Origin of the sequence: Paenibacillus sp. MZ03-122A (assembly GCF_024213325.1) — a bacterium.
Lineage (GTDB): Bacteria > Bacillota > Bacilli > Paenibacillales > Paenibacillaceae > Paenibacillus > Paenibacillus polymyxa_B.
In genome coordinates, this window is record NZ_JANAVI010000004.1 from 302,366 (window position 1) to 327,904 (window position 25,539).

Annotated in this window: 29 protein-coding genes and 1 pseudogene; 22 read left to right on the forward strand and 8 right to left on the reverse strand. The window is 44.0% G+C overall.

All coding sequences use genetic code 11. From position 1 onward, the window contains the following. Positions 1 to 76: 76 nt before the first annotated feature. The 4 genes from NLX74_RS11375 (at position 77) to NLX74_RS11390 (ending at position 2,876) form a co-directional block, all read left to right on the forward strand. Positions 77 to 355, forward strand: a complete 279-nt coding sequence (locus NLX74_RS11375) for an Atu4866 domain-containing protein (protein WP_254328770.1) — start codon at positions 77 to 79, stop codon at positions 353 to 355. Between the two features lie 39 nt (positions 356 to 394). After that, positions 395 to 1,132, forward strand: coding sequence for an SDR family oxidoreductase (locus NLX74_RS11380; RefSeq protein ID WP_069290117.1), 738 nt, complete (start codon positions 395 to 397; stop codon positions 1,130 to 1,132). Positions 1,133 to 1,353: 221 nt separating this feature from the next. Then, complete coding sequence (locus NLX74_RS11385) at positions 1,354 to 1,632, forward strand: ArsR/SmtB family transcription factor (RefSeq protein ID WP_013311367.1); 279 nt, start codon at positions 1,354 to 1,356, stop codon at positions 1,630 to 1,632. Positions 1,633 to 1,703: 71 nt separating this feature from the next. Next, positions 1,704 to 2,876: an MFS transporter gene (locus NLX74_RS11390; RefSeq protein ID WP_254328771.1), complete on the forward strand. Its 1,173-nt coding sequence runs from the start codon at positions 1,704 to 1,706 to the stop codon at positions 2,874 to 2,876. A gap of 99 nt (positions 2,877 to 2,975) precedes the next feature. Here the strand turns inward: NLX74_RS11390 and NLX74_RS11395 are convergent, their stop codons facing one another. Further along, positions 2,976 to 3,785: a GNAT family N-acetyltransferase gene (locus NLX74_RS11395; RefSeq protein WP_254328772.1), complete on the reverse strand. Its 810-nt coding sequence runs from the start codon at positions 3,783 to 3,785 to the stop codon at positions 2,976 to 2,978. A gap of 453 nt (positions 3,786 to 4,238) precedes the next feature. On the opposite strand from NLX74_RS11395, the gene NLX74_RS11400 reads away from it, so the two are divergent. Further along, positions 4,239 to 4,610, forward strand: a complete 372-nt coding sequence (locus NLX74_RS11400) for a hypothetical protein (RefSeq protein ID WP_061828782.1) — start codon at positions 4,239 to 4,241, stop codon at positions 4,608 to 4,610. A gap of 229 nt (positions 4,611 to 4,839) precedes the next feature. Here NLX74_RS11400 and NLX74_RS11405 read toward each other — a convergent pair whose 3' ends face one another. Next, entirely contained in the window at positions 4,840 to 5,844 is a 1,005-nt protein-coding gene (locus NLX74_RS11405) for a chitosanase (RefSeq protein ID WP_061828783.1), read from the reverse strand. Positions 5,845 to 6,110: 266 nt separating this feature from the next. On the opposite strand from NLX74_RS11405, the gene NLX74_RS11410 reads away from it, so the two are divergent. From NLX74_RS11410 to NLX74_RS11430, 5 genes are all read left to right on the forward strand, one after another. Beyond that, the gene (locus NLX74_RS11410) at positions 6,111 to 6,899 is read left to right on the forward strand and encodes an isocitrate lyase/PEP mutase family protein (RefSeq protein ID WP_254328773.1); all 789 of its coding nucleotides are present in this window, start codon (positions 6,111 to 6,113) and stop codon (positions 6,897 to 6,899) included. 51 nt (positions 6,900 to 6,950) lie between these two features. Further along, the gene (locus tag NLX74_RS11415) at positions 6,951 to 7,511 is read left to right on the forward strand and encodes a bifunctional transcriptional activator/DNA repair enzyme AdaA (RefSeq protein ID WP_254328774.1); all 561 of its coding nucleotides are present in this window, start codon (positions 6,951 to 6,953) and stop codon (positions 7,509 to 7,511) included. A gap of 25 nt (positions 7,512 to 7,536) precedes the next feature. Continuing rightward, the gene (locus NLX74_RS11420) at positions 7,537 to 8,022 is read left to right on the forward strand and encodes a methylated-DNA--[protein]-cysteine S-methyltransferase (protein ID WP_254328775.1); all 486 of its coding nucleotides are present in this window, start codon (positions 7,537 to 7,539) and stop codon (positions 8,020 to 8,022) included. Positions 8,023 to 8,035: 13 nt separating this feature from the next. Beyond that, entirely contained in the window at positions 8,036 to 8,323 is a 288-nt protein-coding gene (locus NLX74_RS11425; protein ID WP_254328776.1) for an antitoxin Xre/MbcA/ParS toxin-binding domain-containing protein, read from the forward strand. A 165-nt stretch (positions 8,324 to 8,488) separates the two neighbouring features. Beyond that, positions 8,489 to 10,369 carry a stalk domain-containing protein gene (locus NLX74_RS11430; RefSeq protein WP_254328777.1) on the forward strand — a complete coding sequence of 627 codons (1,881 nt, stop codon included), beginning with the start codon at positions 8,489 to 8,491 and terminating at the stop codon, positions 10,367 to 10,369. Positions 10,370 to 10,454: 85 nt separating this feature from the next. Here the strand turns inward: NLX74_RS11430 and NLX74_RS11435 are convergent, their stop codons facing one another. Continuing rightward, positions 10,455 to 11,012, reverse strand: coding sequence for a YdhK family protein (locus NLX74_RS11435; RefSeq protein WP_254328778.1), 558 nt, complete (start codon positions 11,010 to 11,012; stop codon positions 10,455 to 10,457). Between the two features lie 290 nt (positions 11,013 to 11,302). On the opposite strand from NLX74_RS11435, the gene NLX74_RS11440 reads away from it, so the two are divergent. From NLX74_RS11440 to NLX74_RS11450, 3 genes are all read left to right on the forward strand, one after another. Then, the gene (locus NLX74_RS11440) at positions 11,303 to 12,142 is read left to right on the forward strand and encodes a MetQ/NlpA family ABC transporter substrate-binding protein (protein WP_254328779.1); all 840 of its coding nucleotides are present in this window, start codon (positions 11,303 to 11,305) and stop codon (positions 12,140 to 12,142) included. Between the two features lie 69 nt (positions 12,143 to 12,211). Beyond that, positions 12,212 to 13,387, forward strand: coding sequence for an aminotransferase class I/II-fold pyridoxal phosphate-dependent enzyme (locus NLX74_RS11445; protein ID WP_254328780.1), 1,176 nt, complete (start codon positions 12,212 to 12,214; stop codon positions 13,385 to 13,387). Between the two features lie 42 nt (positions 13,388 to 13,429). Continuing rightward, positions 13,430 to 14,140 carry a 5'-methylthioadenosine/adenosylhomocysteine nucleosidase gene (locus tag NLX74_RS11450; protein ID WP_254328781.1) on the forward strand — a complete coding sequence of 237 codons (711 nt, stop codon included), beginning with the start codon at positions 13,430 to 13,432 and terminating at the stop codon, positions 14,138 to 14,140. Positions 14,141 to 14,158: 18 nt separating this feature from the next. Here the strand turns inward: NLX74_RS11450 and NLX74_RS11455 are convergent, their stop codons facing one another. The 4 genes from NLX74_RS11455 to NLX74_RS11470 form a co-directional block, all read right to left on the reverse strand. Next, entirely contained in the window at positions 14,159 to 14,644 is a 486-nt protein-coding gene (locus NLX74_RS11455) for a DUF5381 family protein (RefSeq protein WP_254328782.1), read from the reverse strand. Next, positions 14,637 to 15,473: a hypothetical protein gene (locus tag NLX74_RS11460; protein WP_254328783.1), complete on the reverse strand. Its 837-nt coding sequence runs from the start codon at positions 15,471 to 15,473 to the stop codon at positions 14,637 to 14,639. The genes NLX74_RS11455 and NLX74_RS11460 overlap by 8 nt, the downstream gene beginning before the upstream one ends. Positions 15,474 to 15,506: 33 nt before the next feature. Next, positions 15,507 to 16,592: a WXG100 family type VII secretion target gene (locus tag NLX74_RS11465; protein WP_235309051.1), complete on the reverse strand. Its 1,086-nt coding sequence runs from the start codon at positions 16,590 to 16,592 to the stop codon at positions 15,507 to 15,509. A gap of 271 nt (positions 16,593 to 16,863) precedes the next feature. Continuing rightward, positions 16,864 to 17,610, reverse strand: a complete 747-nt coding sequence (locus tag NLX74_RS11470) for an MORN repeat-containing protein (RefSeq protein WP_235309053.1) — start codon at positions 17,608 to 17,610, stop codon at positions 16,864 to 16,866. Between the two features lie 286 nt (positions 17,611 to 17,896). On the opposite strand from NLX74_RS11470, the pseudogene NLX74_RS11475 reads away from it, so the two are divergent. The 5 genes and pseudogenes from NLX74_RS11475 to NLX74_RS11495 form a co-directional block, all read left to right on the forward strand. After that, positions 17,897 to 18,187: pseudogene (locus NLX74_RS11475) on the forward strand (cell division protein ZipA C-terminal FtsZ-binding domain-containing protein); the annotation flags it as partial. A 20-nt stretch (positions 18,188 to 18,207) separates the two neighbouring features. Next, entirely contained in the window at positions 18,208 to 18,909 is a 702-nt protein-coding gene (locus NLX74_RS11480; RefSeq protein WP_268820013.1) for a DUF1963 domain-containing protein, read from the forward strand. 173 nt (positions 18,910 to 19,082) lie between these two features. Then, entirely contained in the window at positions 19,083 to 19,343 is a 261-nt protein-coding gene (locus NLX74_RS11485; RefSeq protein ID WP_254328785.1) for a DUF6097 family protein, read from the forward strand. 52 nt (positions 19,344 to 19,395) lie between these two features. After that, positions 19,396 to 19,863: a hypothetical protein gene (locus NLX74_RS11490; protein ID WP_235309061.1), complete on the forward strand. Its 468-nt coding sequence runs from the start codon at positions 19,396 to 19,398 to the stop codon at positions 19,861 to 19,863. Between the two features lie 78 nt (positions 19,864 to 19,941). Further along, positions 19,942 to 20,739, forward strand: coding sequence for a hypothetical protein (locus tag NLX74_RS11495; RefSeq protein ID WP_254328786.1), 798 nt, complete (start codon positions 19,942 to 19,944; stop codon positions 20,737 to 20,739). A 29-nt stretch (positions 20,740 to 20,768) separates the two neighbouring features. On the opposite strand, the gene NLX74_RS11500 is transcribed toward NLX74_RS11495, so the two are convergent. Beyond that, positions 20,769 to 21,191, reverse strand: a complete 423-nt coding sequence (locus NLX74_RS11500; RefSeq protein WP_025718091.1) for a hemerythrin domain-containing protein — start codon at positions 21,189 to 21,191, stop codon at positions 20,769 to 20,771. Between the two features lie 170 nt (positions 21,192 to 21,361). Here NLX74_RS11500 and NLX74_RS11505 point away from each other — a divergent pair, with 170 nt between their 5' ends. From NLX74_RS11505 to ric, 4 genes are all read left to right on the forward strand, one after another. Further along, positions 21,362 to 22,150, forward strand: a complete 789-nt coding sequence (locus NLX74_RS11505) for a YwiC-like family protein (protein WP_235309064.1) — start codon at positions 21,362 to 21,364, stop codon at positions 22,148 to 22,150. A gap of 14 nt (positions 22,151 to 22,164) precedes the next feature. Then, positions 22,165 to 23,274, forward strand: coding sequence for a TIGR04053 family radical SAM/SPASM domain-containing protein (locus NLX74_RS11510; protein WP_254328787.1), 1,110 nt, complete (start codon positions 22,165 to 22,167; stop codon positions 23,272 to 23,274). Then, a complete protein-coding gene (gene hemG, locus NLX74_RS11515) occupies positions 23,264 to 24,685 on the forward strand; it encodes a protoporphyrinogen oxidase (protein ID WP_254328788.1) in 1,422 nt (473 codons plus the stop codon). Before NLX74_RS11510 ends, hemG begins: the two co-directional genes overlap by 11 nt. 109 nt (positions 24,686 to 24,794) lie before the next feature. Beyond that, a complete protein-coding gene (ric, locus tag NLX74_RS11520; RefSeq protein ID WP_254328789.1) occupies positions 24,795 to 25,514 on the forward strand; it encodes an iron-sulfur cluster repair di-iron protein in 720 nt (239 codons plus the stop codon). Positions 25,515 to 25,539: the final 25 nt, after the last annotated feature.

Sequence of the window (25,539 nt, forward strand, 5' to 3'; positions counted from 1 at the left end):
CCTCTCATAATAAGATGCAGATACAACACCTAATGAGCAATTGAGAAAAAAATAGAAGGGCAAAGGAGTGGGAGTCATGAAGAGTAACAAAGCGGAAAAAAGTGTACACGCTTCGCAGCATCCCTATATAGGGATGTGGGTAACTGAAGACGGAGATATCCGTCAAGAACTCTTGCCTAATGGCCGTTATGATGAAGCACGGAGTCAGAGACAAAGTGCCTATACAGGCAGCTATATCATAGAAGATGACTATATCGAATATGTGGACGACACCGGATTTACGGCAGATGGTGTATTCAAAAATGGTGTTTTGTATCATGCAGGGATGGTTTTTTACAGGGAAGTAAAAAAGTAATCTGTTTCAGTGATATTTTAAACTAGAGGAGGAATAAGCATGTTGGATATTAAAGGGAAAGTCGTAGCTATTACGGGGGCAAGTAGTGGGATCGGTGAAGCTACTGCCCGTTTACTTGCTCACCATGGGGCTCATGTAATATTAGGGGCCAGACGCACAGAGCGACTAGAGGCTCTGACATCCGAGATTCGTTTGAAAGGTGGATCGGCTGATTATCAGCAACTGGATGTGACTAAGAGGGACCAGATGGAAGCGTTCATTAAGTACGCGGAAAAAACATTTGGGCGTGTGGATGTAATTTTGAACAATGCGGGAGTGATGCCTCTTTCAAAATTAGAAGCCCTGAAGGTAGAGGAATGGGATCGCATGATTGATGTAAATATACGGGGCGTTCTGCATGGGATTGCGGCAGGGCTTCCGATTATGAAAAAGCAAGGATTTGGTCAGTTTATTAATATTGCCTCTATTGGCGCGTATAGTGTAACCCCGACTGCGGCGGTGTATTGCGCAACGAAGTATGCGGTTCGGGCAATTTCTGAAGGGTTGCGTATGGAGGTGGGGGGAGATATTCGTGTGACGCTGGTATCGCCAGGAGTAACCGAATCTGAGCTTGCTGACAGTATTTCAGATGAAGAGGCCCGGCAAGGAATGAAAGAGTACCGTCGTATTTCGATTTCGCCTGATGCCATTGCCCGTTCCATTCTGTATGCCATGGAGCAGCCAGCGGATGTAGATGTTAATGAAATTATTGTCAGACCCACGGCAAGCCCGAATTAACGCCATGGCGTCCAAGATTCCCCCTCTCTACTCAGTCATTTTTCCCTCCATCCTTTATGGATGGGGGGTTATTTATCGGATGAGAAAGACTATTATTCACACCTCAGAGTTTAAAAAAGCTGTACCTTTATAATAAACGGGTTTACTTTTACAAATGTTTGTGATAACTTTATTTCGACAAACATCGAAATTAAGACTGGAACAGAAGGGAGCCGAACAGGGTGAAAGATACAACAGAGATGCAGCAAGCTGTAAAAATATATAAAGCACTTGGAGAACCCACTCGTCTCAAAATAGCACTTCTGCTAAAAGAGGAAAGTGACCAATGCTGCTCTGTGCTGGGCGAGAAGCTGAACAGTGTAGCTATTTCAACACTGTCGCACCATCTGAAGCAAATGGCAGAGTCGGGACTGCTCACATACCGTAAAGAGGGGACGTTTATTTATTACAGCTTGGATGTGGAAGCAGCGCAGAAATATGCCCCGTTCCTAATAACATAAATTTTTTTAGTCTTAATTTCGATATTTGTAAAAATATAAAAATATAAAAAGAAAAGAGGCGTTATTTAAAAATGCAGAGCACGTGGAAAGTGTATATTTTGGCCATTGTCAGTTTTTTGGTAGGCACATCTCAATATATCATCGCAGGTATTTTGGATCAGATTTCGGCGACGATGGGAATTACAGTGGCGGCTGCAGGTCAGTTGATTACCGTTTATTCTCTGGCTTATGCGATTGGAACACCGATCCTGATGGCAGTAACCGCTAAATGGGACAGACGCAAACTGCTCTTGAGTTCCCTTGGATTATTTGCAGTTGCCAATGTTCTGTCCTTTGCACTGCCGGGCTTTGGAATGTTTATTGCTGCACGTATTCTTATGGCCCTCGGAGCGGGGATGGTTGTGGTTACAGCTCTGAGCATTGCAGCAAAAATTGCCCCAGCCGGCAAACAGGCCAGTTCTATTGCTACAGTCACTATGGGTTTTACAGCCTCGCTGATTATCGGGGTGCCACTTGGAAGAATGATATCTTCTGCGTATGGCTGGAAAACCGTATTTCTCGGCATTGCGTTGACAGGGATTATTGCCTTGATCGTTATCGTTATGACGCTTCCTCGCTTGAAAGGAGATCAACCGATCCCCTTACTACAACAGTTTGCTCTTCTGAAAAAGCCTGAAGTCGCTTTGGGATTGGCTATTACCTTCTTTTGGGGAGGGGGTTATTCCCTCGCGTATACTTACATTTCACCGTACTTGCTGAATGTATCAGGGGTAGGGAATAATATGCTAAGTTCAGTATTACTTGCCTTCGGGATCGCCAGTCTGATCGGGTCGAAAATCGGTGGATACAGCGCAGATAAAAAGGGTATTTCCTTTACATTATTCGGGGGCATGGTGCTGCATGTCTTTTCCTTGCTTTTACTTCCTATCGCCGCTCATTCTCTAGGTGCAGTATTTGCTTTATTGATCCTTTGGTCGTTCGCAGCCTGGACAACTGGACCTACTCAACAATATAATCTGGTCACACTTGTGCCTGAATCTTCCGGTGTGATGCTGAGTCTCAATCAGTCTACGATGCAGCTTGCTATGGCAGCCGGAGCCGGAATCGGCGGTGTAGTTGTTGGTCAGGTTTCGCTGGCTTCCATCACTTGGTTTGGAGCAGCCGGTGTCGTCATCGCCATTGTAGCTGTATATTTACTTTCACGAAGATCCTCAGTTCACACGGGATTGGGTGTTACGGAGTAAAGTGCATAGATAAGTGAAGAGGAGGCCCAGCGAAGGATAACATTGCGGGCCTTGTTTGATTTGAATGAGCAATAATATGCTCTCTTGCAGTAGGAGGGCTTATTCAAACGCAATATCAGTGATTTTGCCGCCTTCCTTAAAGCCGATATTTTTATAAACTTGATTGGAAGCCGAATTTTTTAAATCTGCATATAGCATGGGTACTAAATGCTCATTTTCCAAAATGCAACATAGCTCGGATACCATAACGCTGGCAAAACCTTTCTTTCGCAAATTAGGCGGGGTATACACAGCATTAATGCGAGCATGTCTCGGCGAGCGGTGAGCAATATTAGCCATGGATACGGGCATGTTATTTACAATCCAAAGATACAAATTTCCTGTCCTGATGGTCTTCTCCGCAACCGATATTTGACTAACCGGATCAATAGAACTACCTAAAGCCTCTTCTGAAAAACCAGCTAGAAACTGGGCAACTAATTGTACATCCTCTGGGATGGATTGTCGGATCATTCCCTCAACGCCCGAGGGCTTTTTATATTTAGGACAGAAATAAGATTCCATGACCATGTGGGTATGTACCTGAGCAGCATGACGCTGTGCGTAAGCTTTTGCGAACTTCTCGACTGTTTTGGCATCACCACATACACCTGATAGTGTGGTTCCTTTTAAATAACGTAAGAGTTCTTCTATATAGGTCAACTTATGATTATCTGTGATTTGTTGTGAGATCCATAGCCAAGCCTTATGTCCGGGGGATTGAGCAAAGATCATATTTTTATCAGACGTTTTGAGGCATGTTGACCCTTCTGACTCACAAATTCGATGGATCAAATTGTATCGAACTTCATCAGCCAAAAATTGATTTTGATTTAATATATCGTCGTTTGGGACTAGTAGCTCAATCATGACTCGGCCTCCTAAAAATGAGCTATGAACTAAGCACTTTTAAAGTGCTATGAAAAGTAAGATGCTATGAAGATCCAGTTGTTATATCTACTAGGATTTAAACTTCCGCGCTATAAGCTTCTTATTTTTTTGTCGCCAAATCCATCTTTCGATAAAGTTTTTTTCTTTTCTTTCCTGAAGTGTTTCCTTCATACCCTTAATAAGAAATTCGGATCTTCGCTTGTCGTTTCTGCTAATTTCACGTAGTTCCTCAATAAATTTATCGTCCATGTCCGCATCTCCGTTAGTTCAGGATTTTCCAAATTGCTAAGCTAGATTATACAGAACATATGTTCCTTTTTCAAGTCTGCGTCTGCTCTATTCAATCATATAACCATTTTTAGATGGATGCTGCAAGGCCCGCGCCAATCGGATGGTGAGGCATAAGATAAAGTTGAAAGGAGGAATTACAACATGGACAACAAAGCATATGTATCTCAAACGTATCCACGTCTTACAGTCTACAACGAAGAAAATTTTCGGGGTTCCAGGAGAGTATTCAGAGGAAACCTAGGCATTCGTAATACCGATAACATTCTCGACGGCATCGAAAGTCTGCGTTTCTTTTCTACCAGCAGCAATGCTACCCTTGTACTCTTTACTGGCACGCGGTTTAGAGGTAACTTCCGTGTGTTTAGAGGCAATCGCAACATCGCCGACCTGGATGATCTGATTCGCGGGAATGATGTGGAATCTATTATCTCTACCAATCAACGTTTGACGTTGCAGCAAATCCGTAATATCCGCAGTAGCGGTAGACTGCCATCTGGCTATCGAATCATCTAACAGCCTTATTTCGACTTCATAAACCATTTTACAAGACTGTTTCAGGAGCTTGCAACTTTCGGGCTTCTGGGACAGTCTCTCTATTTGTACACGCGACCTACATACTCGAATGATGAGAGGAACTGTATGGGAGAATGGGATGTTGTAAGCAGTCATCGCCAACTCAATGTTCATGAAAAATAGATAAAGGAGGACATACGATATGCCCTCCTAATGACGTATATTATATTTACTTCAGTTCCCAATTAGTTGCTTTGATCACAGCTGCATCTGCGTTCTTAAGATCTGTTTCGCCAGAAGCTAAGAGAGAGCTCCATTGTTTCACACGATTCTTACCATTGGGAGGTTGGTTATAATCATTGGTATCGACAACCAATGTACGCTTAGCATAGAAGCTAGTCATGAACTTCTTCTCATTCGTACTACTGCCTGAGCGTGAGAGGATTCCTTCAAGACTACCTGAATCACCAGTAGCGCCTTGATTGAGTGCTGTGTCGACAAATGATCCAATCGTCAGAGCAGTATTAAATCCGCGTTTCTGTGCTTGCTGTACACTATATTCGATATAGGTGTCATAGAACGTACGCCACATGGCTTCTCTCCAAGCTTCATTGTTTTGGAGAGCGTTGATCTTCTTCTTGATTACACTATCGCTATCGCTGAGTTTTAGAATCGAACCACTCATTTTCCCCTTCAGACCAGCACGTGTTAATCCACCTGCAATGGAAGGGTTACTAGCTCCACTAGCAGCATCAAAAGCTTTGAATAAGTCCGGACCATCGGGTCCTGTATCATTTGAACCGCCTGTTGTTGCTCCAAAGATACCGATTGTGTATCCGCGATTATCGCCGATATCTTCAGCATAGCCATAGAATTCAGTCCATTTCAAAGAATCTTGCTCTGGTTTGTTCACTAGCTTCATAATATTATCCCATTGCTCACCGTCGAGTCCTGTATTAGCCTTCAGAAACTGAAGTGTTGAAGGTGAGAAATTAGCATCATGATCAATAGCTGTAACCGTTGCTTGGCTAGTAGCTTCTTCGCTGGTAAGGGATAATGGCTCTATACTAGCTTCATTTGAATGGTCGAAGCCCTCATTTAAATCGATCGTTTTCTGCACCGGAGTTCCATTCTCTTCAGCAAAAGCCTTGCTAGGTGAAGGGCCGGATAAGCTAGAGAAAGAAGCGATTACAGTAAAGCTTAGCAAGATCATAAGGAACTTTGTTTTATACATATAACTCCTCCTATAATAATGTAATTGTGAAAGACTAAAAGCGTAGATTTGCATCTAACTCGAATTGATTTAGCAAGAGTATAGATAAGAAGCATAGGATTGAATAGAGCTTAAATAACCGTTTTTTTCAAAAATTATGATTTATATGTGAATAAATGGACCTAGTTGTTCCCAGATTCCTACAGACCATAAGTGCAAGAATGAGGACGAAACAAAGATAGTCTCTTGATAAAATGAGATACATCACATATCAGGAGGCTACATTTATGAACAAAATTCATCAGTTTCATGCACTTCACACATCAGAGGAACTTTTATTTTTAGGGAACGCCTGGGATATGCTATCTGCGGTGGCTCTGGAGAAGGCAGGCTTTAAGGCGATAGGTACGACGAGCTGGGGAATTGCCAATACGCTTGGATTCTCAGATGGAGAGCTTATTGATTTTGACCAGCATGTAAGCGTTATTCGGACGATTGCTGAGCATGTTCAAATTCCAGTGTCGGCAGATATTGAATCAGGATATGGGGAGGATACAGCAACGATTGTTGAGCATGTTTTAAGGGTAGCCGATGTGGGAGTTGCAGGGATTAATATTGAGGATTCTTTGAAAACGCAAAAGGGGCTTCGAGAAGTGGGCCTACACAGCAACCTGTTGTCCAAAATAAGAACAGCATTGGATGCGCGTGGGTTTCAAAAGTTTTTTATAAACGCAAGAACGGATACATATTTGCAGATGGATGCCCCACTTTCAGAGACCATAGAGCGGGCCAAAGCGTATGTGGATAGTGGTGCGAGCGGAATTTTTGTTCCAGGATTAAAGAGTGATGAAGAGATCAGGGAAGTTGTGTTTCATATACATGCTCCGCTTAATGTTTTATCCCTGCCGGGTCTGACGAATGTCCACCAGCTTCAGCAGTTAGGTGTTAAACGGTTTAGCTTTGGAAATGCATTTTCTGATAAGATAATAGTTGCTTTGCAAAAGAATGCCGAACAGTTGATAGAGCTACAAGATACATCACATTTATATGAGGATTTTGCAAAATCCTTGAGCTAGATGAATATGAACTGATGAATATGAACTATAGAAAGGACAGAGCATTCGATCATGGCTAACCTTAGTCTTTCTTTTGAAGAAATGTGGGAGAAAATTATAGCGTGTGATCGTAAGTATGACGGGTTGTTTTTTACCGCTGTGAAAACAACTCGCATATACTGCCGACCTTCCTGTCGATCCAAAAAGCCGAAAAAAATAAATGTGGAGTTTTACTTTGATTTGGACAAAGTGGAAAAAGCGGGTTTTCGTGCTTGCAAAAGATGCCAGCCCCATACAGACCATTCGCCGTATATCAGACTTGTGCAGAATGTGGTAACCTTCTTGGTCAATCATTACAAGGAAAAAATTGTATTGCAGGATATTGCGGATCATATCGGAATAAGCTCCTTTTACTTGGATCGGATCTTTAAACAGGAAACCGCCGAAACCCCGCGTACGTATTTGGAAAAAATAAGAGTAGATAAGGCAGCCTATCTTCTTAAAAGTACAAATCTTACGAATCTTGAGATTTGCTATGAGACGGGCTTCCAAAGTCCCTCCCATTTCTATAAGGCGTTTCGCAGCTTGAACCATTGTTCTCCTAGTGAGTATAGAAAGTTGAGTAAGGATTAGAAAAGGAAGGAGGTCGTATCCTTTTATGAGCGAACTATACGTATTGAAGTATGTATCGCCGATTGGAGAGATAGAGATACAGGGCACAAATGAGGCTGTCTATTCTATTATGTTCTCTAATCGGAATGAGCTCTTAACGAGGGCTATAGAAGAGGTTCCAATCCAAGTATTAGCGGAATGCGCTACCCAGCTTGACGAGTATTTTAAAGGTGAGCGCTTTGAGTTTACGTTTCCTTATGCCTTTGAAGGTACGGATTTTCAGCAAAAAGTATGGAATGCTCTGGTGTCCGTGGGGTACGGTAAAACGACAGCTTATAAAGATATTGCTCTTGCTATTGGGAATGAAAAAGCGATCCGAGCCGTAGGCAGTGCTAATGGAAAAAATAAGCTAAGCATTGTGATTCCATGTCACCGAATTATCGGTTCCAATCAGAAACTAACGGGCTATGCAGGAGGGCTATGGAGAAAAGAATGGTTGCTCCAGCATGAGAAGCGTTGTCTGAGGCCCTAAGGAGGGTTCGTAGATGAGAGACATATATTTGAAAGAGTTTAAGCCGGAGAGCTGGGCCAACATGGTTCAGCTCTATCAGGAGCGGTATGATCAGGTAGATCCGGCTATAAGAGCAAAAGTGGCCGAAAGTAAAATTCCAAAGGAGATTCAGATTGTGCTGCTGCCCGATATGGGGGAGTATTTGCTGACTTGGATGGATCGAAAAGTCCCCGCACTCGGCCACGAAACACCGTCGCATTATTTGAAAAGCGAAGAAGGGACTAAAGCACTGAAGGCGGCTATATTACGTATGCCACGTTGAAGAAGCGGACCAAGGAGATACATATGAACATTGAACAGATGAACAGAGCGCGAATGGTGGAAAAAGTGAGTTCGCATATCCATAACTGTAATCATATGGCATGAACTTCATCTAACCCTATGCTATGATTTACCGACAAGAATAGATGCAAAAGGGGAAATAAGAATGAAGCTCAAAAGAATGATGTTCCTACTTTCGTTTTTAACGATATTTGTAGGGTTGTTCACTTTGTGTACAGAAAGTGTTCACGCAGCCAATTCGACAGTATTCAGAAATGGAGATAAGCTTAAGCTTACCCTTGATGATGGTAATGGAGTAAACAGAGTGTTTAAATTCGATCTCCCGTTTACGATTAAGCCTGATACGCCAATTCGTCTGTATAGCAACTATATTGAAATTCCTTCTGGTGACTTTACGATTGATTATGCCAACTCTACAATTACGATTGCGGATTCACGACCAGCACCTTATTCAGGATCAGAAAATCATATAGAACTTCCTATAACTATGAAAGGGTCTGTGCAGTCAGTCGATGAATCTACAGTAACTCCACTTGAGGAGGAGGAGCCGAAAGTAACGCAGCCTGAGGTGGAGACCCATATAAAAGAGATTTCCACTCCCAGTAAACCCGAGGTTGCTCAACAGTTGGACGAACCGAAAGTAATTGAATCTCAAGTAACCCAGCCTGTCGTGGAGCCTAAAGTGGACCAAGCGGTTGATGAGTCACCGGAAATCCCTTTAACTATCCCGTCTGGAGAAAATTTTCCGGGTACATTTACAATCAACTCTTCAGGTACGTCATTTTCGGTTCGTTTGAAAATAAAAAATATTCAACCCACGTACACTTCATACGTTATGGTCAAAAATGCAGATGCTCAATTAATTAAACGGATTCAGTTCGATCCGGAAACAAAGTTTACCTACCCTTTGAGTAACCTGAATTTATCTACGGGTGGATACTACTTTTATATCAAAATGATCGACCAGTCGGGAAATTCGGCAGCGTCTGTACCCCAATTTGTTCCCATAAATAATAACAAGGCTCAGCAGGTTGAGGTGTTTATAGACGGGAAACTGCAACAATATGAGCAGCCTGCGACCTCTATTAGCGGAAGTATGCTGGTGCCATTTCGTGCCGTTTTTGAGGCGCTTGGGGCGAAAGTGAAATGGGATGGAGCTACCAAGACCGTTACTGCAACCAAAGGAAATACAACGATCAAGTTAACTGTAGGCTCCAGAGATGCCTATATCAACGGTAAATTAGTGCGTCTCAATGCGGCGCCGAGGCTCATTAACGGCAAAGTAATGGTTCCTATTCGCTTTGTAAGCGAGGCGCTAGGTGCGAAGGTAAAGTGGAATATTGCAGCTCAGAGCGTTGTGATTTTTCTTGCTCCACCGCAGGTTTTGACAACCAGTGAAAGTGAACAATTAATGGAGGAAAATGAAGATGCTTCCGAATCACAATCCAATACAACGATTCTGAAAAAGATATCCACCACCTTCTCCAAATCTACGGATATTGTGTTCGTCATAGATGTTACAAGTAGTATGACAGGGACGCTGGATTATGTGAGACAGAAGGTGAAAGGCTTTGTTGATTCCGTTCCAGCAGGTTCCCAATTTGCTGTCGTTGCATTTCGGGATATCAATCTGAAGGCAGATAAAGATTTAGAATTTTTGGAGTTTACGACCGATAAAAACAAGTTAAAAGGTAATTTGAATATGTTGCGCCCTTCCGCTGGTGGGGATTTGAAGGAATCGGGATTAGAAGCTATTCAGTTAGCTATAAGTAAATTCCCCAAAAATTCTAATTCCAAAACGATCATATTCATTACAGATGCACCAGTTCATGATAAGAATACAGATCTGGGTAAAGCCCGTTTTTCAGTAGATGAAATCAACGAGCAATTACAGAAAAATGGTGTTATTTTTAATGCAATCGTGCCTGCAAATGGAACAGCCAACAAACAAATGAAAAAGCTTGTAGATACCAACAAAGGGGCTTTGTATGATATCAAGGATGCCAAGCTGAATTTAGCGAAGTAGGTTTGTCCAAACCCAAATAAAGCCGTATAAAGGGAGCCGATGTCAGGCTCCCTTTTGCTATCATAAGCGCCTGTGTTGTAAGTGTCTAATGGGCTGAAAGCTCACTCTCCGTCACCCATTTATGATTTTTGACAGACTCCCCTCCTGTAGTCGGCGTATAGTCTACCATATATACGGTCGTTGGCTCGACGGAATCAATGGTAGCCTTAGCCCCATCCATCCCTTTCATATGATCTGCTGTAAGGATAACCTCCGTTCCCGGTGCATAGGGCTCGTTGCCTGCATCTTTAATCTCTTCATGAATAACCCACTTATGATTATTCACTTTTTCTTCTCCAGTGGTTGGAGTATATGAGACCGTATAAGCAGTAGTCGTATAAGCACCAACAATCGTGGCAGTAGCCCCATTCATGCCTGCCATATGGTCAGCTCGAATAGTCGCTTGGCTGCCAACTTTGAAGGCTGGGTTTTCAGCTTCTTTTAGTCCGGTAGGAAGCTCACTGGAAGTGGAATGGTTCATATCCGATGTGTCGTGCTGTTGACTGCTGTTTGTCGTGTGTTCCTTGTTCGGCGTGTTACTGTTTCCGCACCCACTCAAAATAATCATGATTGTACCAGCGAGCAAAGCCCATTGCATTCTCATATTTACAGCTCCTTTAGGGTTTTAATTATATATTTTAAATGTACCCCTATGGGGTATATTTAAAACGGAAGTATATGACAAACGTGTGAAGTGTTTTGCTTTCAAGGGGATCTCTGTTTGTGCCCCCTTTTTTGCTATGCAGAAGATGCGTAATTAAATGTTGTTGACAGTGAATAAAAAATCATTGTAATATCTACAAAACGCATAAAGTTACTTGGTATTTTAAGCGATTGTAAACATTCTAACTCACCAAAAGTAGAGGGTATCAAGGAGCAGGGGGAGACATCAAAATGAAGAAACCATGGATTTCATTTATATTGCTGCTGGGAGCAGTCGTGCTTTTTATTTCAGGTTGCGCCAGCAAGAATACGTCGGACAACGCTGCGGGTGAAGAAAAGAAAACACTGCATATCAGCTTTAATCCCGGTCCATACAGTGATCAGTTTAAGAATGGTGTGGCACCATATTTGGAGAAGAAAGGCTATACGATTACATATAAAGAGTTTACAGACGGTGTTCAGCCCAATGTAGCCGTGGCAAAGGGGGATATTGATGCTAATGTGTTCCAGCACTCGCTCTATCTGGATTCTATGAATAAGCGGGAGAATATTGATCTGATTGGTGCTGTGCAGGTCCCGACTCCTCCAATGGGATTGTACTCCAGCAAGCATACTAGCCTTGACGAAATCAGTGAGGGAGCCCAAATCAACCTGCCCAACGAGCCAGTCAATATGCTGCGTGCGCTGAATATTTTGAAGGAAGTAGGCTGGATTACGTTAAAGGACAATATTGATCCATTGCAAACCTCGGTGAACGACATCACCTCTAATCCGCATCATTTGCAATTTGTTGCTACCGACCCGGCACAGGGGCCACGTGCACTGGAGGATGTTGATTTTGCGGCTATACAAGGGAACTTTGCTGTATCGAATGGAATAAAGCTGACCTCGGCATTAAAGCTTGAAAATATGACAGATCCGTTCACGAACGTGGTCGCTGTGGACAGCAAGAACAAGGATAAGCCCTTCGTCAAAGACATTATTGAAGGCTATCATTCAGATGAATTCCAAAAGTACATCCAATCGAATCCTGATTATGAAGGCTACAAGCTGCCAAGCTATTTCAAATAATATGGGGTATTATCTTCTGCGGGCTGACGTTGTCAGCCTGTATCTTATGGATAGAAGGTGGAGATGAACGTGATTTTTTCATCCTCTGATCTCGTCAAGGCTCTGCCTGACAACTATTTTAGCGCAATGGATGACAAGGTGAATCTGCATAAAAGTAAGGGAATAGATGTAATCAATTTGGCAGCTGGCAACCCGGATCAGCCGACACCGGCGCATATCATCAGCGCTTTGAAGGAAGCGGTCGATCAACCGATCAATCAGGGTTATCCGCCTTTTCATGGAAAAAAAAGCACGCTGGAGGCTGTCGCCGCGTTCTATAAACGGGAGTATCACGTGGAACTGGATCCTGACCGAGAGATTGCCATATTCAACGGCTCAGCCATAGGCGTAATGGGGATTCCACAGGCGCTATTGAATCCAGGTGATTGGTTATTGACGACCGATCCGGCATATCCCCAATATTATTCCGCTGCTGCGCTGGCAAGAGCCAAAATTCATACGATTCCGCTTGATGAGAAGCATGGTTTCTTGCCTGATTATACAACCGTGCCGGAAGAAATTGCAGAGCAGGTCAAATTGCTCATGATTAATTATCCGAACAATCCGACTGGAGCAGTAGCTACTGCAGATTTCCTGACAAAGACGCTGAATTATGCCGCTCGGTACCAGTTTCCGGTTATGAATGATTTTGCTTACGGTGCTCTTGGATTTGACGGATATAAGCCGATTAGTTTATTGCAAATCCCCGGCGGCAAGGAGTATGGCGTCGAGACGTATACGGCTTCCAAAACGTATAACATGGCTGGATGGCGCTTCGGATTTGCAGTGGGAAATTCGTCCATCATTGGTGCGCTCAAGCATTATCATACGCATGCCTACAGCACTGTTTTTGGAGCGGTACAGGATGCGGGAGCTGTGGCATTGCTGGGCACGCAGGAACCGGTACATGAGCTCGCGGCGCTATATGAGCGGCGCCGTGATGTTCTCATTGCAGCGTTACGAGGTATTGGCTGGGATGTAGCTACTCCTCAAGGGTCTTTTTTTGCCTGGTTCAAGGTGCCAGAAGGGTATACATCGGCTTCCTTTGCAGACTTTTTATTGGACGAAGCGCATGTTGCGGTCGCTCCTGGAGAAGGCTTTGGTCGTGCAGGAGCTTCTCATGTGCGGGTCAGTCTGGTAAACAGTGAGGAAAGGCTGCTGGAGGCGGTGCAGCGCATCGCAGCAACGGGTGTTTTTCAAGTATAAGCTGGAATACAAGGAATTCATGGAGGGAGCGGGAAAAGAACTTTGAGTATAGCGATTATCGGAGCTATGGAGGAAGAAATAGCAGATTTGAAAGCGCAGATCGAAGGGATAAAGATGACCCAGATTGCGAACGGGATTTTTTATACGGGCCAGCTTGAGGGCAAGGAAGTTATTCTGCTGCAATCAGGAATTGGCAAAGCGAACGCAGCCTCGACTACGGCGCTGTTAATTGAGCGATTTAGCCCGGAGCTTGTCATTAATACCGGGTCTGCGGGTGGGCTCGATCCAGCGCTGCATGTTGGCGATGTCGTAGTGGCGACCGAGCTGACTTACAGCGATGTGGACGGAACGGCGTTCGGCTATACCTACGGACAGGTGCCACAGATGCCGGCAAGTTATCCTGTCGATCCAGCGCTGCTTGCTTTTGCGACAGAAGCGCTGGCAGAGACCAGGATTGAGGGGCAGATCGTCAAAGGTTTGATTACGACGGCAGACTCTTTTATCTCCCAGGCTGAGCGCGCCCATTTTATCCGTAGCCAGTTTCCTGAAGCGAAAGTGACGGATATGGAAGGGGCCGCGGTCGTTCAGACTGCGTACCAGTTTGGTGTTCCATTTTTGGCTGTCCGTTCTTTGTCTGATCTTGCCGGTGTAGAAGCGGCGGATTCTTTTGACTCCAATCTTGATTTGGCTGCGGCCAACTCGGCAGCAGTGGTTGTGGCTCTTGTAGCTGCATATGATAGAGACAAGCTTTGATATATTCAATGGCACTATTCAGGAACGTTTTTTCTTTGGCTTGCCATGCTGGTTAATGAGAGTTCGAAGTTGTTTCCCGGCTTGGTTCAGCTCCATATCGTTCAACACATAATCGGTGCTGACTTCCCAGGTGCTGCGGTCATTCAGATGAAAAATAAAGGCGGGAAAGCGAGGGCGCAGCCATTTGCGGATGGAGGCTCCTTCGAATTCGACTTTAGTGATTGCAGCCCACGGGACAGTTCGAATACCATCGGAAATGCTGTGTTCGTCAAAGATGAACAGGTGGGTATCCTTACGAAGCGTTCTGCTCAAACAAACCACAAGATAGCTACCGAAAAAAGGAAGTCCGACAATGGCGGACGTAATAAAGAAGAAGATTTGTAGAGCTGAGATATCTTCGTCGATAAAAATGAGCAGCAGCAAAAACAGACAAATCAGCACAAACATCAAGCTGCCCATGGCCTTCCAAAATGCCAAAGATCTTCGATATACAATTTTATCCACGGAATACCGCCTCGTCGCGTACAAACTCCTGAATGAAATATGTTATCCGTTCTCTCCAGTCAGCTTCGGTTACACTTTCAATACGCAGACATGGGATGGCCTGCATATCCAGTTCTGTATTTCTTACAATCCACACATCATTCATTCCTTTAAGAACAAATAGCAGATTCGTAACAGAAGGACCATCTTCATCCGTATCCGTGTATACCATTTGGCTCAAATTATTAAGGCTACACTGATTACGATCAAAATCCTCTCGCCAGTCTTGTATTATTTGTTGGGCCGACTCATGAAGCTTCCACGTTGTCATTTGCTGCATGCTGAAGTTGGATGAGGTTAACTCATTCCACTGTTCTTCGGTCAGATCGACGTATCGGCTGTGCGCATTGAAGTTCGAAGCAAGTAGGCCGAACAATTGATCAATGTCACGATGCCAGTCTTCTGGAGAAGACCAGCGAAAGAAATGGAGTTCATTGTGACTGGAGAAATGATACAGAAAACGTTCATTTCCATGGTGTATCGTTAATGTATTTTGCTTATCCTGTTGCTCCTTGTAGCCACGTAGCATCTGACGACTTTGTACCAGATGAGCTAGCATTTCAACAATGAACTCATCAAATTCGAGCTGTTGTTGCTCGTCATCCCGTTGTTCCATCAGACCCTTGGATATCAGGCTATGCGTTGCAGCATGAAAAAGCAGTTCCCAGCGATCTTCGGTTAGTTCCCCGTAATAAGATTGGAGCAGACCAGAAGCCATATCTTCTGCGCCCAGTGCGGTCAAGGCAAAGCCTAGTTCCTCAAGCGTTAAAATTACCGTTTGTTTATCCATAGTCAGGCTCCTTCTCCATCTGTTAGGTATATGTCATTTAAATAGTTTGCTGGCCCAACGTATCCCCTTTTCGGCGAATTTGGCGACTTTTCCACCTGCCCAGCTTCCCACCGTACCGCCGACATAAGCACCGACGGCTGCACCGACCGGACCACCGATAGCGCCGCCTACGGCTCCCAAAGCCACAGCACCGCCATAAGTTGCGGCGGTTTTAATCGCTACGTTAGAAGCAGATACAGCCACATCCGTTCCGGTAAGCTTCCCGCTTTTCCATTTTCCAGCCAGACTGATACCCTCGCCCACAATATTCATGGTGGCATTAATAGGGTACAGCTTTTTGGCAATCATGCCGGGAATTTGGCGGGTGGCTATGCCATATCGGCCTTTTTCCACCCCGGCGATAACGTTCCGCGTCCACTGAGGAAAGCTGTTGGCTTTATTGAATCCGAGGCCGAGCTTACCCATTTGAAGCTTTCCAGCTAATCGATCAAAGCCCTTTAACCCCTTCATCACAATACCGGGTTTGGCGAATTGGCGGTTTAGGCTTTTGCCTAAATTACGCATAAAAGCATTGTTACCCTTGCCTTTCACCCATGCCGCATTATGTATAACCGCTCGAGTGGGATTCTTCAGACTTTTCTTGAATTCTACTGTTTTGGTGAGCACAAGGGTGGAAGCCAGACCGCTATAGATAGCTGTTCCGGCAAATCCCAGTTGCCCGCGCCATTTATTGGCTTCTGAAATGCTGTTAATGGCTATATCTGCTGGATCGGGTCCTTTTTTCCCGGAAGTTGTCCCTTCACTGCTGCCGATCTGTCCGCTGTGATCTCCTTTATTAATACCCGTGTCTACTTGGGTATCTGTTTCCTTGAATTTTACTGCAATGGAACGCAGCTCTGTGCTGACAGAACCGACAGTTTGAGTGAAAGCATCCATTTGTCCACGAGCTTTATGAAAATCCTGATAAAAGCGCTGTTGTGTTGTTCCTGCCCAGCTATTTTCCAACATCTGAATATGCTGTGACAGTTGTCCGCAAATTTGTGCCCCCAGCTCACGTGCCTGTGCGAACTGCCTGGAAACCGCCTCTAGTTTCTCAGGAGGAACCATAATTTTAGCCATGATGTCCACCTCGGATGATTAAAATAATTACTTATATTTTAGTGAATCTAGTGGGGGTTAGCAAAAAAAGGAGGGGATTTAAGTGAAAAATAAGTCATTTGTATGAGTTCCTGAGGATTCATAAGGGAAAAAAGTAGGAGTGTTATGATCCGAAGTTCTTATAAGTTATTCATAACGAAAACGAAAAAAGCCCCTCTTTTCAAATGGAGCTTTCCATTAGAAAGAGAGGCCTTCATGCGTAGAGGCTAATGCATGTTTCGCGTCGTATTAATTATTTTAGCGGAATCTGCTTGGACAGCTTTTCAAACTGCTGCAAGTGAGGAGTGACCTTGGCGGTAATTCCTTTGAAATACTTGATGGACGCTTGTCTTTGACGTTCTTTGGTAGCAGTCTCTTCAGGGAACATGGAGTATTCCTTTTGGACAGAGCCATTTTTATAAATTACGGAGAAGAGCTCTCCTTTTTGCCACCTTTGGACGAGATCTTGATTACTGTGCAAGATATTTAACACTTCTTTTCCATTTTTATAAGTGAAGCTGTAGTCTGGATCGGCCACAGCGTGGATCACTTGGTAGCCGTTCTGTAATCCATTGTTCTGAAAAGTACCTACTTGAATCTCGTTCGAACGTACGGTTCCGTCCATTTGCGTCACTTTTTCAGTCTGCGTACCCTTGCCGCTCATCGTGTCATTGTTCCATGTGCCGTTGTATACGATTTTATGATTTTGTCCATCTGCATCCGTGTATTGATTTATATATTTTCCAGTACCTGAACGCTTGCCATTCACAAAATCACCCGAATACTGCTTATATTGGCTCCATTTGATCGTACCACGTCCGTTGGGCTGCCCATTTTCAACCTCTCCATAGTAAGTCGTCTGACCAGATAGCTGAAGCAATTCCCTGGTTGCAGCCGCATTCGCCGCAGGTGTACTTACAGACAGCGCTCCAGATATCAGCGATGCGGACACCATAATAGGCAGAGACAGATCTTTCCCTTTTTGCCAAAGTTTTTGCATCATGAGTACTCCCCTTTCGAAGCTTTGAAATTCTAAAAAATTATGTTCAACAACCCAGCACCGTTTTTATACTATTTTGTACTTGGTGATTTATAGTTTAATATATATTGAGAATTATAGGAAACTGTAAAGTGAAAACAGCTAGTTAGGAGAGAGATTCATGAATTTACCTGAACATGGGAGTGAGGATGTATCTAGCATCCTTGCCGTGGAGTTGGAATATGAGCCTGTGAAGACCATAAAAGGAATCCATCAAGTGGAGCCTGATGCTTAACTATTTAGCGTACATACGGGAACCGAGCCTGGCTTTTTTGGGTTGAGTACACTCGCGGAGGATCGCTTTGCAGATTTGATTTTCAGTATGGATGGGGTACGGACCGTGCAGCCGCAAACTGTGTTTGAGGCAATGTGGAAAAGTGCCGAATATGCGCGCGCCAGACTCGGCGGGACATTAGTGAATGAACAGGGTCTGCCAGCTATGCCGGAAGATTATCTACATCAGATTCAAGAGATGGAAGATCGATTAAGTGAGTTTGGATTTAAAGCAGGCGAGGATGTTGTTGCGTTTCTATTCTAGATTAGAAAGGAGTGATTTCGTTGTCCAGCAACTCTATTGAGAAGCTAAGAACGATTCTAAAACGTAATGCTACTATTTTTCATACAGGGGGTCGCAGACCGTCGGGTTCCCTTGAACAGAGCTGGATTGGTAGAGTTACAGTGGCTTTGCCAACGGAGGAACAACCCATTGATGTACAGGGGAATGTTATGGCTCCGATCATGCAATTGTATTTGCCTGCCTTGCCCTTTGTCCCTGAAGCTATGCACAGTGTCAAGCTGTTGACCGTCTTCCTGTCTCCCCATGTACTGGATCATGAGGACATGGAAGGATATATGTGTATTCGTGAGTATACGTCGGTAGAGGATTTGGTTGAAAAAGATTTTGGTCCGGCATTTATGCAAATCAAAGCATTTCCGCTGTTCCCCGAACTTAAAGAGAATGATTATCCGGTCTGGGACGGTGAAGATATCCCTGAGGAATACGGCGATGTTCTCAACCAGATGGACGAGGAGGAACCCGACTATTTTGGGGACATCGTAGAGGAAATATATGCGGTTCACAAAATCGGTGGCTATCCCAGCTTTATTCAACCAGGCATCGACTTTGGCGAGGGCTATGAATTTGTGTTTCAGATTGCCTCAGATGCCAAAGCCCAATTGAATATTGTGGATGGAGGCAGCTTTTATTTTGCCAAGCATCAGAATGAAGGAGTCTGGCGGGGTTACTTTGATTTTTACTAATAGGCTCATTTAGAGAGCAGTCTGGAACCGATCGTTTTGTAGAGCATGGCAACCCAATATACTCGTAGTTTAGAAGCTGTCGAAAATGGAGTGAAAAGATATGAATGTTTTAGCAATATGCGGGAACTCGCGTTTTTCAGCGAGGGCTTGCTAAATACAAAGTAATCAATGTAATGCTTATGATCATATCTGTGATCATATTGCTGGCAGCAGGCATCGTTGCAGCGGTGGAATATTTACAACCAGAACGACATTTGCTGCAAGTGCTGGCGAATGCCATGTTTGACCATTGGGTTCCCTCTATCACTTTGCTCAGTGTTGTATTCGTGGGTGTGATCGTTCTTGCCATCGTTAGAAATGTTTATGCCAAGCAATTACATACACGCGTGCTAGATCGGGCCTGGCAGGCCATTTTCAATCATATGGACAAATGAGGACAGAGAGTAACTGTAGGAGATTGGCATAATAGCTGAAGGAGTGACAGCAATGAATGACTGGGAATCGGGAATCATTCAGGTCGATGGTGAGCGTGCTATCTACTCATCTTTAACGGAAGATCAGTTGTTAGAGACCACTTGGTATTCTAAATATTTTCATTCTGTAAGAAAGCTAGGGAATGACTACATCTGGTATCATTTCGATCAGGTTTCTTTGCTGTGTCGGCAATTTTTTTTGTCTGTATGCTTTAAGGATACAAACCTAATTGTCGTGGAGATTTCGCTCCAGGGAGATGAATTTCCAACTTCGTGGGATAATTGGTCTGAGGAAGGAGAGAGAAAGCGACAAAGGGAGCATGATCGTTTGTTACAGCAACATTTGTCCGTAAAGCCAAGCTATCGTCAAACAAAGCCTTACCCCTATATGGAATATGAACTGAACTGGGGGAAAATCTCTTCTTATTTTGACCCACGGTCGGGAAATACGGCCATTGCTTTTAAGTATAAAGATGAATAGTGATCTTACATAAAATACACGACAACCCTGCGCTTTGTGCTGAAGGTGAGGGTGTTGGATGAGTAAGGGAGATGTGTTGTGGATAAAAAGGCGAAAAAAATACTGATGAACACATTCTGGTCCTCTAGAGGCTGGAAGCAGGAGCGGGAATCTTTTTCGGGTGAGGATTTTGAATATGCCAAAAGTAAGGGCTTGATGTTCGATCCGATCACCATTACACATAACGAGATTATAAACAGGCTGCATGAGCTGCACCAGCAAAAGGCTACAAAAGAGCGAGTGGCAGCAGCGTTTTTGCACAGTCTTTCCACGAAAAAGGTTCATTTACGAAGCGCCTTATCGAGCTGGGCATTAACCGCAGGACTTCCTTTGCACACCTATGGGGAGCGGCCTGTCGTCTTGCCCAATTACAGTAGCTGTGGGGATTGTAATTTTAATAAATTGATGTCTGATAAGGAATATGTCAATGAAGATTTGAATGTACTGAATTTTGAACGAATCAAATGGGGCGGTATTCGTCTGAACCACCTTCTGTATTGCTGGATGGACCTTGAATTGTTCAGTCAAGAAGAGGCTGTTCAGATTTCCGATGAGGATCTGACTATACTTCATAACATGCTCGAAGCTGTTCAGAACTGTGATGCTCAAAGCAGTGCACGTCAATTGGAAAAGCGCTGGAAGGATGTGTTTCCATCCAGCAAAAACGAGCGTGATGTAGTCATGGAGGTGTGGGGATATGCCGGACTGCTGGTTCCACAGGACACGCCTCGTAAACGACAGCACGGCAATCATGATTTTTATTCCGTAGCAGCTTGGCAAGGAGATGACGGATACTCGCAGGAGGCGTTGGACTATTTCTTCGGTGCGTTTTTATAGAGAAAGTGAATCGTTATGCCACATCTTGATCATGACGGTTCCTCAAACAACAAACGTTCTTCTTCCCGACTATGAATGGCATTGACAACCAGAAGCGCGTGGAACTGCTGAAGAACTTCAGGCGTAAGCCCTTCTTCACGGATCATGGCTTTGAGCTCTTTTACAATGATTCGGAGCAGATCATGATCCCGTGTAAGTTTGACGACAGCCTCCTGCAGTTCCGGTTTTTTCTCGACCATTTCCTGATAGAATCCTTCCTCTTCTGCATCAGCATGGCTAAGAATGCGGGTTTCCCAATATTCGATCAAGTGGTCGGCAGCCTGGCGCGCCACCTTGAATTCTTTTGCTTCGAGTAATTCCTCTACTTCTCTCGTCTTATCTAGAGCGCCAGATAGCCCGCCTTGATGAATGGCATGATGAGCATGCAGTTGACGTAAAGAAGGTCCTCCCATAACAGTTCATCCTTTCTTTGTACCCTTTTTTTAGTACAGTATAGCATAAGAAAATAGCGTTATTTTTTCGGTTAGGATTTTCCCCCCTAAGGAAAAGGGAACTCCCTAATTGGTTCAATTTCATATAATACTTAGAATGAGGTTAGAAGATAAAACTCAATCTTGGGGGAATGGATGATGAATCGATTAACCGAAATAACAGACATAAAAAAGATTGTGAAAAAAGGATCAAGGGTTTGAAGGGGATGAGCAGATACATACCCAATCAACATGGAGCTTGGGCCATGCTCATTCTTCCATTTTTATTCGGTTTAGCTGCTTCTCGAGGGGAACTCATTCATATCCCCCTATTTGTGTGCTGGTTTTTTATCTACTTATTCAGTTTTCCTGTCCTCCAATGGATCAAAACAGGCAGCAGTGAAAGATACCGCAAACCCGCCGTTGTATACGGAGTGATATTACTTCCTTTGTTAATTTCACTGATATGGTTTGAGCCTGCCTTGATCTGGTATGGAGCTCTTCTATTGCTCTTTTTTATGGCTAATATTTATTTTGCAAAAACGAAAAATGAACGTGCTTTACTTAATGACATTGTTGCAATTCTACTCTTTTGTTCTTTTATATACCCTGTTATTTATATGGGAGGAGGAGAGGATTGGGGAGTAGCAACAGAGCTATTCTTACTTTTGGTGCTTTACTTTATCGGAACTGCTTTGTATGTCAAAACGATCATTCGTGAAAGAAAAAATATACGTTACCATTATGCTTCCGTCATCTATCATTTGGTGATTTTGTTGTTTGCTACCTGCTTAAAGTTACCTCTGTTTGTTCCTTTTTTGATTTTTTTGATACGGGCCATATGGCTTCCTAAACTCGGATTAAAGGCAAAACAAGTTGGCATGGCGGAAATTGGATTTTCAATGATGCTCTATGTTTTTGTGTTGTTTTTATACTTCTAAAAGGAGAGACATCAATGATACCTTTGAAAACGCCGCGTGATTATCATACTGATCCGTTTATAGTCATCTGGGAGGTTACCCGAGCTTGTGCTTTAAAGTGTCTTCACTGTAGAGCGGAAGCTCAGTACAAACCGGATCCTCGCCAGCTGACACTAGAAGAAGGTAAGAAGCTGATAGATCAAATCGCTGAAATGAATCATCCGTTGGTTGTGTTCACAGGCGGAGATCCTTTGATGCGTCCTGATCTGTTTGAACTGGCTCGATATGCAATTGAAGAGAAAAATCTGTCGGTTTCGATGACCCCCAGTGCCACACCTAAAGTGACACGAGCAGCGGTAGAAAAAGCAAAGCAAGTTGGGTTATCGCGGTGGGCGTTTAGTCTGGACGGTTCATGTGCAGACATTCACGATCATTTTCGGGGTACGGTGGGTTCTTACGATACAACCATGCGAGGAATTGGTTATTTAAAGGAACTGAATATCCCTATTCAAGTGAACACTACGGTGTCCCGGTATAACCTCCATGATCTGGAGCAAATTGCAGAAAGGGTAAAGGAAATGCAGGCCGTGTTATGGAGTTTATTTTTCCTTGTTCCAACCGGACGTGGCATGGAGAAAGATATGATTACTCCTGATGAGCATGAAGCCGTAATGAAATGGTTGTATCAAATACAGCAACAGATGCCGTACGGTGTGAAGGCTACAGAAGCTCCCCACTACCGGAGGGTCGTACTGCAGCAAAAGCACAATGCAGGTGAGAGCAGTGTAGCAGACGGACAAAAGAGGGCAGATATTTTAGGACGTGCTCCTAAAGGCGTAAATGATGGAGATGGATTTGTTTTTATTAGTCATATCGGCGAAGTATACCCGAGCGGTTTTCTGCCTCTTATGTGCGGGAATGTACGAAACGATAGCCTGGCAGATATTTATCGCAACTCTCCGATCATGATGAATCTTAGAGATAAGTCCCTACTTAAAGGTAAATGTGGAGTCTGTGAATTCAAGGCCATCTGTGGGGGCTCCAGAGCAAGGGCTTTTGCAATAACAGGAGACTATTTGGAGAGTGACCCTTATTGCGCTTATATACCCGGGGTTGGAGAGGAAAAGTGTTTTCATGAAAAATAGTTCTAAAAAAGTCGTTATTCTCGGTGGAGGAATAAGTGGTTTAAGTGCTGCCTTTTATGTGAAAAAGCTGGCTGAGGATCGGCAGCTTGAAGTGGAGATTACACTGGTGGAGAAAAGTGAACGTCTGGGAGGAAAGCTGCAAACCGTTCGCCAAAACGATTTTATGATCGAAAAAGGACCGGATGCTTTCTTGGCCAGAAAGACGGCAATATTGGATCTGACCATGGAGTTGGGGCTGGAAGCAGAGTTGGTATCGACAAACCCGAAAGCCAAATCTGCTTGTATTTTGCATAAGGGCAAACTTCATACGATGCCGATGGGCTTCATTCTGGGCATCCCAACAAAGCTGACTCCTTTCATTCGGACAGGACTTATTTCTCCACTGGGAAAAGCACGGGCAGCCCTGGATTTAATCATTACGGCGAAGAAAGGTGATGCGGACGAATCACTAGGTGATTTTATCAAACGGCGTCTCGGCAAAGAAGTTCTGGACCAGATTACAGAACCTCTGCTGTCTGGAATTTACGCTGGGGATACTCATTCTCTGAGCCTTATGTCAACTTTCCCTCAATTTAAACTAATGGAACAAAAGCATGGAAGTTTGATTAAGGGTATGTCTAAAGGGGCGGGAAAAAAGCCAGCAGTACAAGACAAACTGCCGGATATCGCTAAGAAAAGTATGTTTCTTTCTTATCGGCTAGGATTATCTACGATCGTGGAGCGGCTAAAGGAAAGGCTGGATACCGTACGTTTTGTTATGGGGCAAGGTGTAGTTGAAGTAAGGAAGGAAAGCGGTTATCAGGTCATTTTAGAACACGGACAAAAAATAGATACGGATGCGGTGATCTGCGCTGTTCCAGCTTTTGAAGCGGCTACATTATTTTCCGGCGTTGCAAGTGCTAGCTGGTTACACAAGATTCACTATGTTTCCGTAGCCAATATTGCTCTTGCTTATAAAAACACAGATCTTAATTTTGCTTTTGAGGGAACGGGATTTCTAGTCCCCCGCAAAGAAGGCAAAAAGATTACGGCATGTACTTGGTCTTCGACGAAGTGGAGCCATACTGCTCCTGAAGGATATACGCTTTTACGGACCTACATCGGACATGCAGGCGCACAGGATTGGATTCAGATGACAGACGATCAACTTGTGGATGCCGCGCGCAAAGATTTGAAAGATTTAATGGGCCTGGAAGCGGAACCGGAATTCGTTGAAGTCAGTAGGTGTGATCGATCGATGCCGCAATATCCGATTGGACACAAAGAGCATATGGCGAAGATGAGACAGGACTTCGCACAGTATTTACCGGGTGTTTTTCTATGCGGTGCCGGCTATGGGGGCGTTGGAATTCCAGATTGCATCGCTCAAGGGAAAGAAGCGGCTGAACAGTTGCTTTCTGATTTTTTATAATCAGGCTCTTTCCACTAGTGAAAGAGGGAACCCCCTGATTGGTTCAGCTTTAAGGGAGACGTAGAATGAAAGTTAAGCATAAAATCGAAATAAGATGGAGGAATGGAAGATGAGCCAGTTAACGGAAGAAACATGGGTGGCGGACATTGTGAAAGCAGTACCCAAAACGGGAGATCTGTTCCGCAAACTGAGGATTGATTTCTGCTGTGGAGGGAAAATATCGCTCCGTGAAGCAGCAGCCGATCGAGGCCTCCACGCTGGTGAACTGCTGACGCAGATACATGAAGTGGAAGAAAAGCAGGCACAGCATAAGCAAATGCAACCTCCTTCACTCGAACCAAAAGAACTAATCGCCTATATTCAAAATGAGTATCATACGAAGCTTCGGGAAGAACTATCGGCCTTAACGCCGTATGTAACCAAACTAACGCGGGTTCACGGTGAACGTTATCCGCATCTCAAGCGAGTTAATGAACTGTTCACCTTGCTTAAACAGGAATTATCGGAACATATTCAAAATGAGGAGGACCTTGTATTTCCGATGATTGAAGCATTTTTACAAGAATCAACAGTGGAACGAGCAGATGAGTTGAATCTAATTTTGTCCAAGTTGCAAGACGAGCATCAAACGGTGGTGGAATTCCTGAAAGAAATGCGCTTGATCACAAACGGCTTTGAGCCGATGCAGGAAGCTTGTGGTACGCACCGACTCGTATTGAAGCGGTTAGAAGACCTGGAAGCAGATATTTTTAATCATATTCTTCTTGAAAATTGTACACTGATCGAACGTACGAGACAGGCACAGCTAATAGCGAAACCGATTAATTGATGATGAACTAACATGAGGAGCCGAA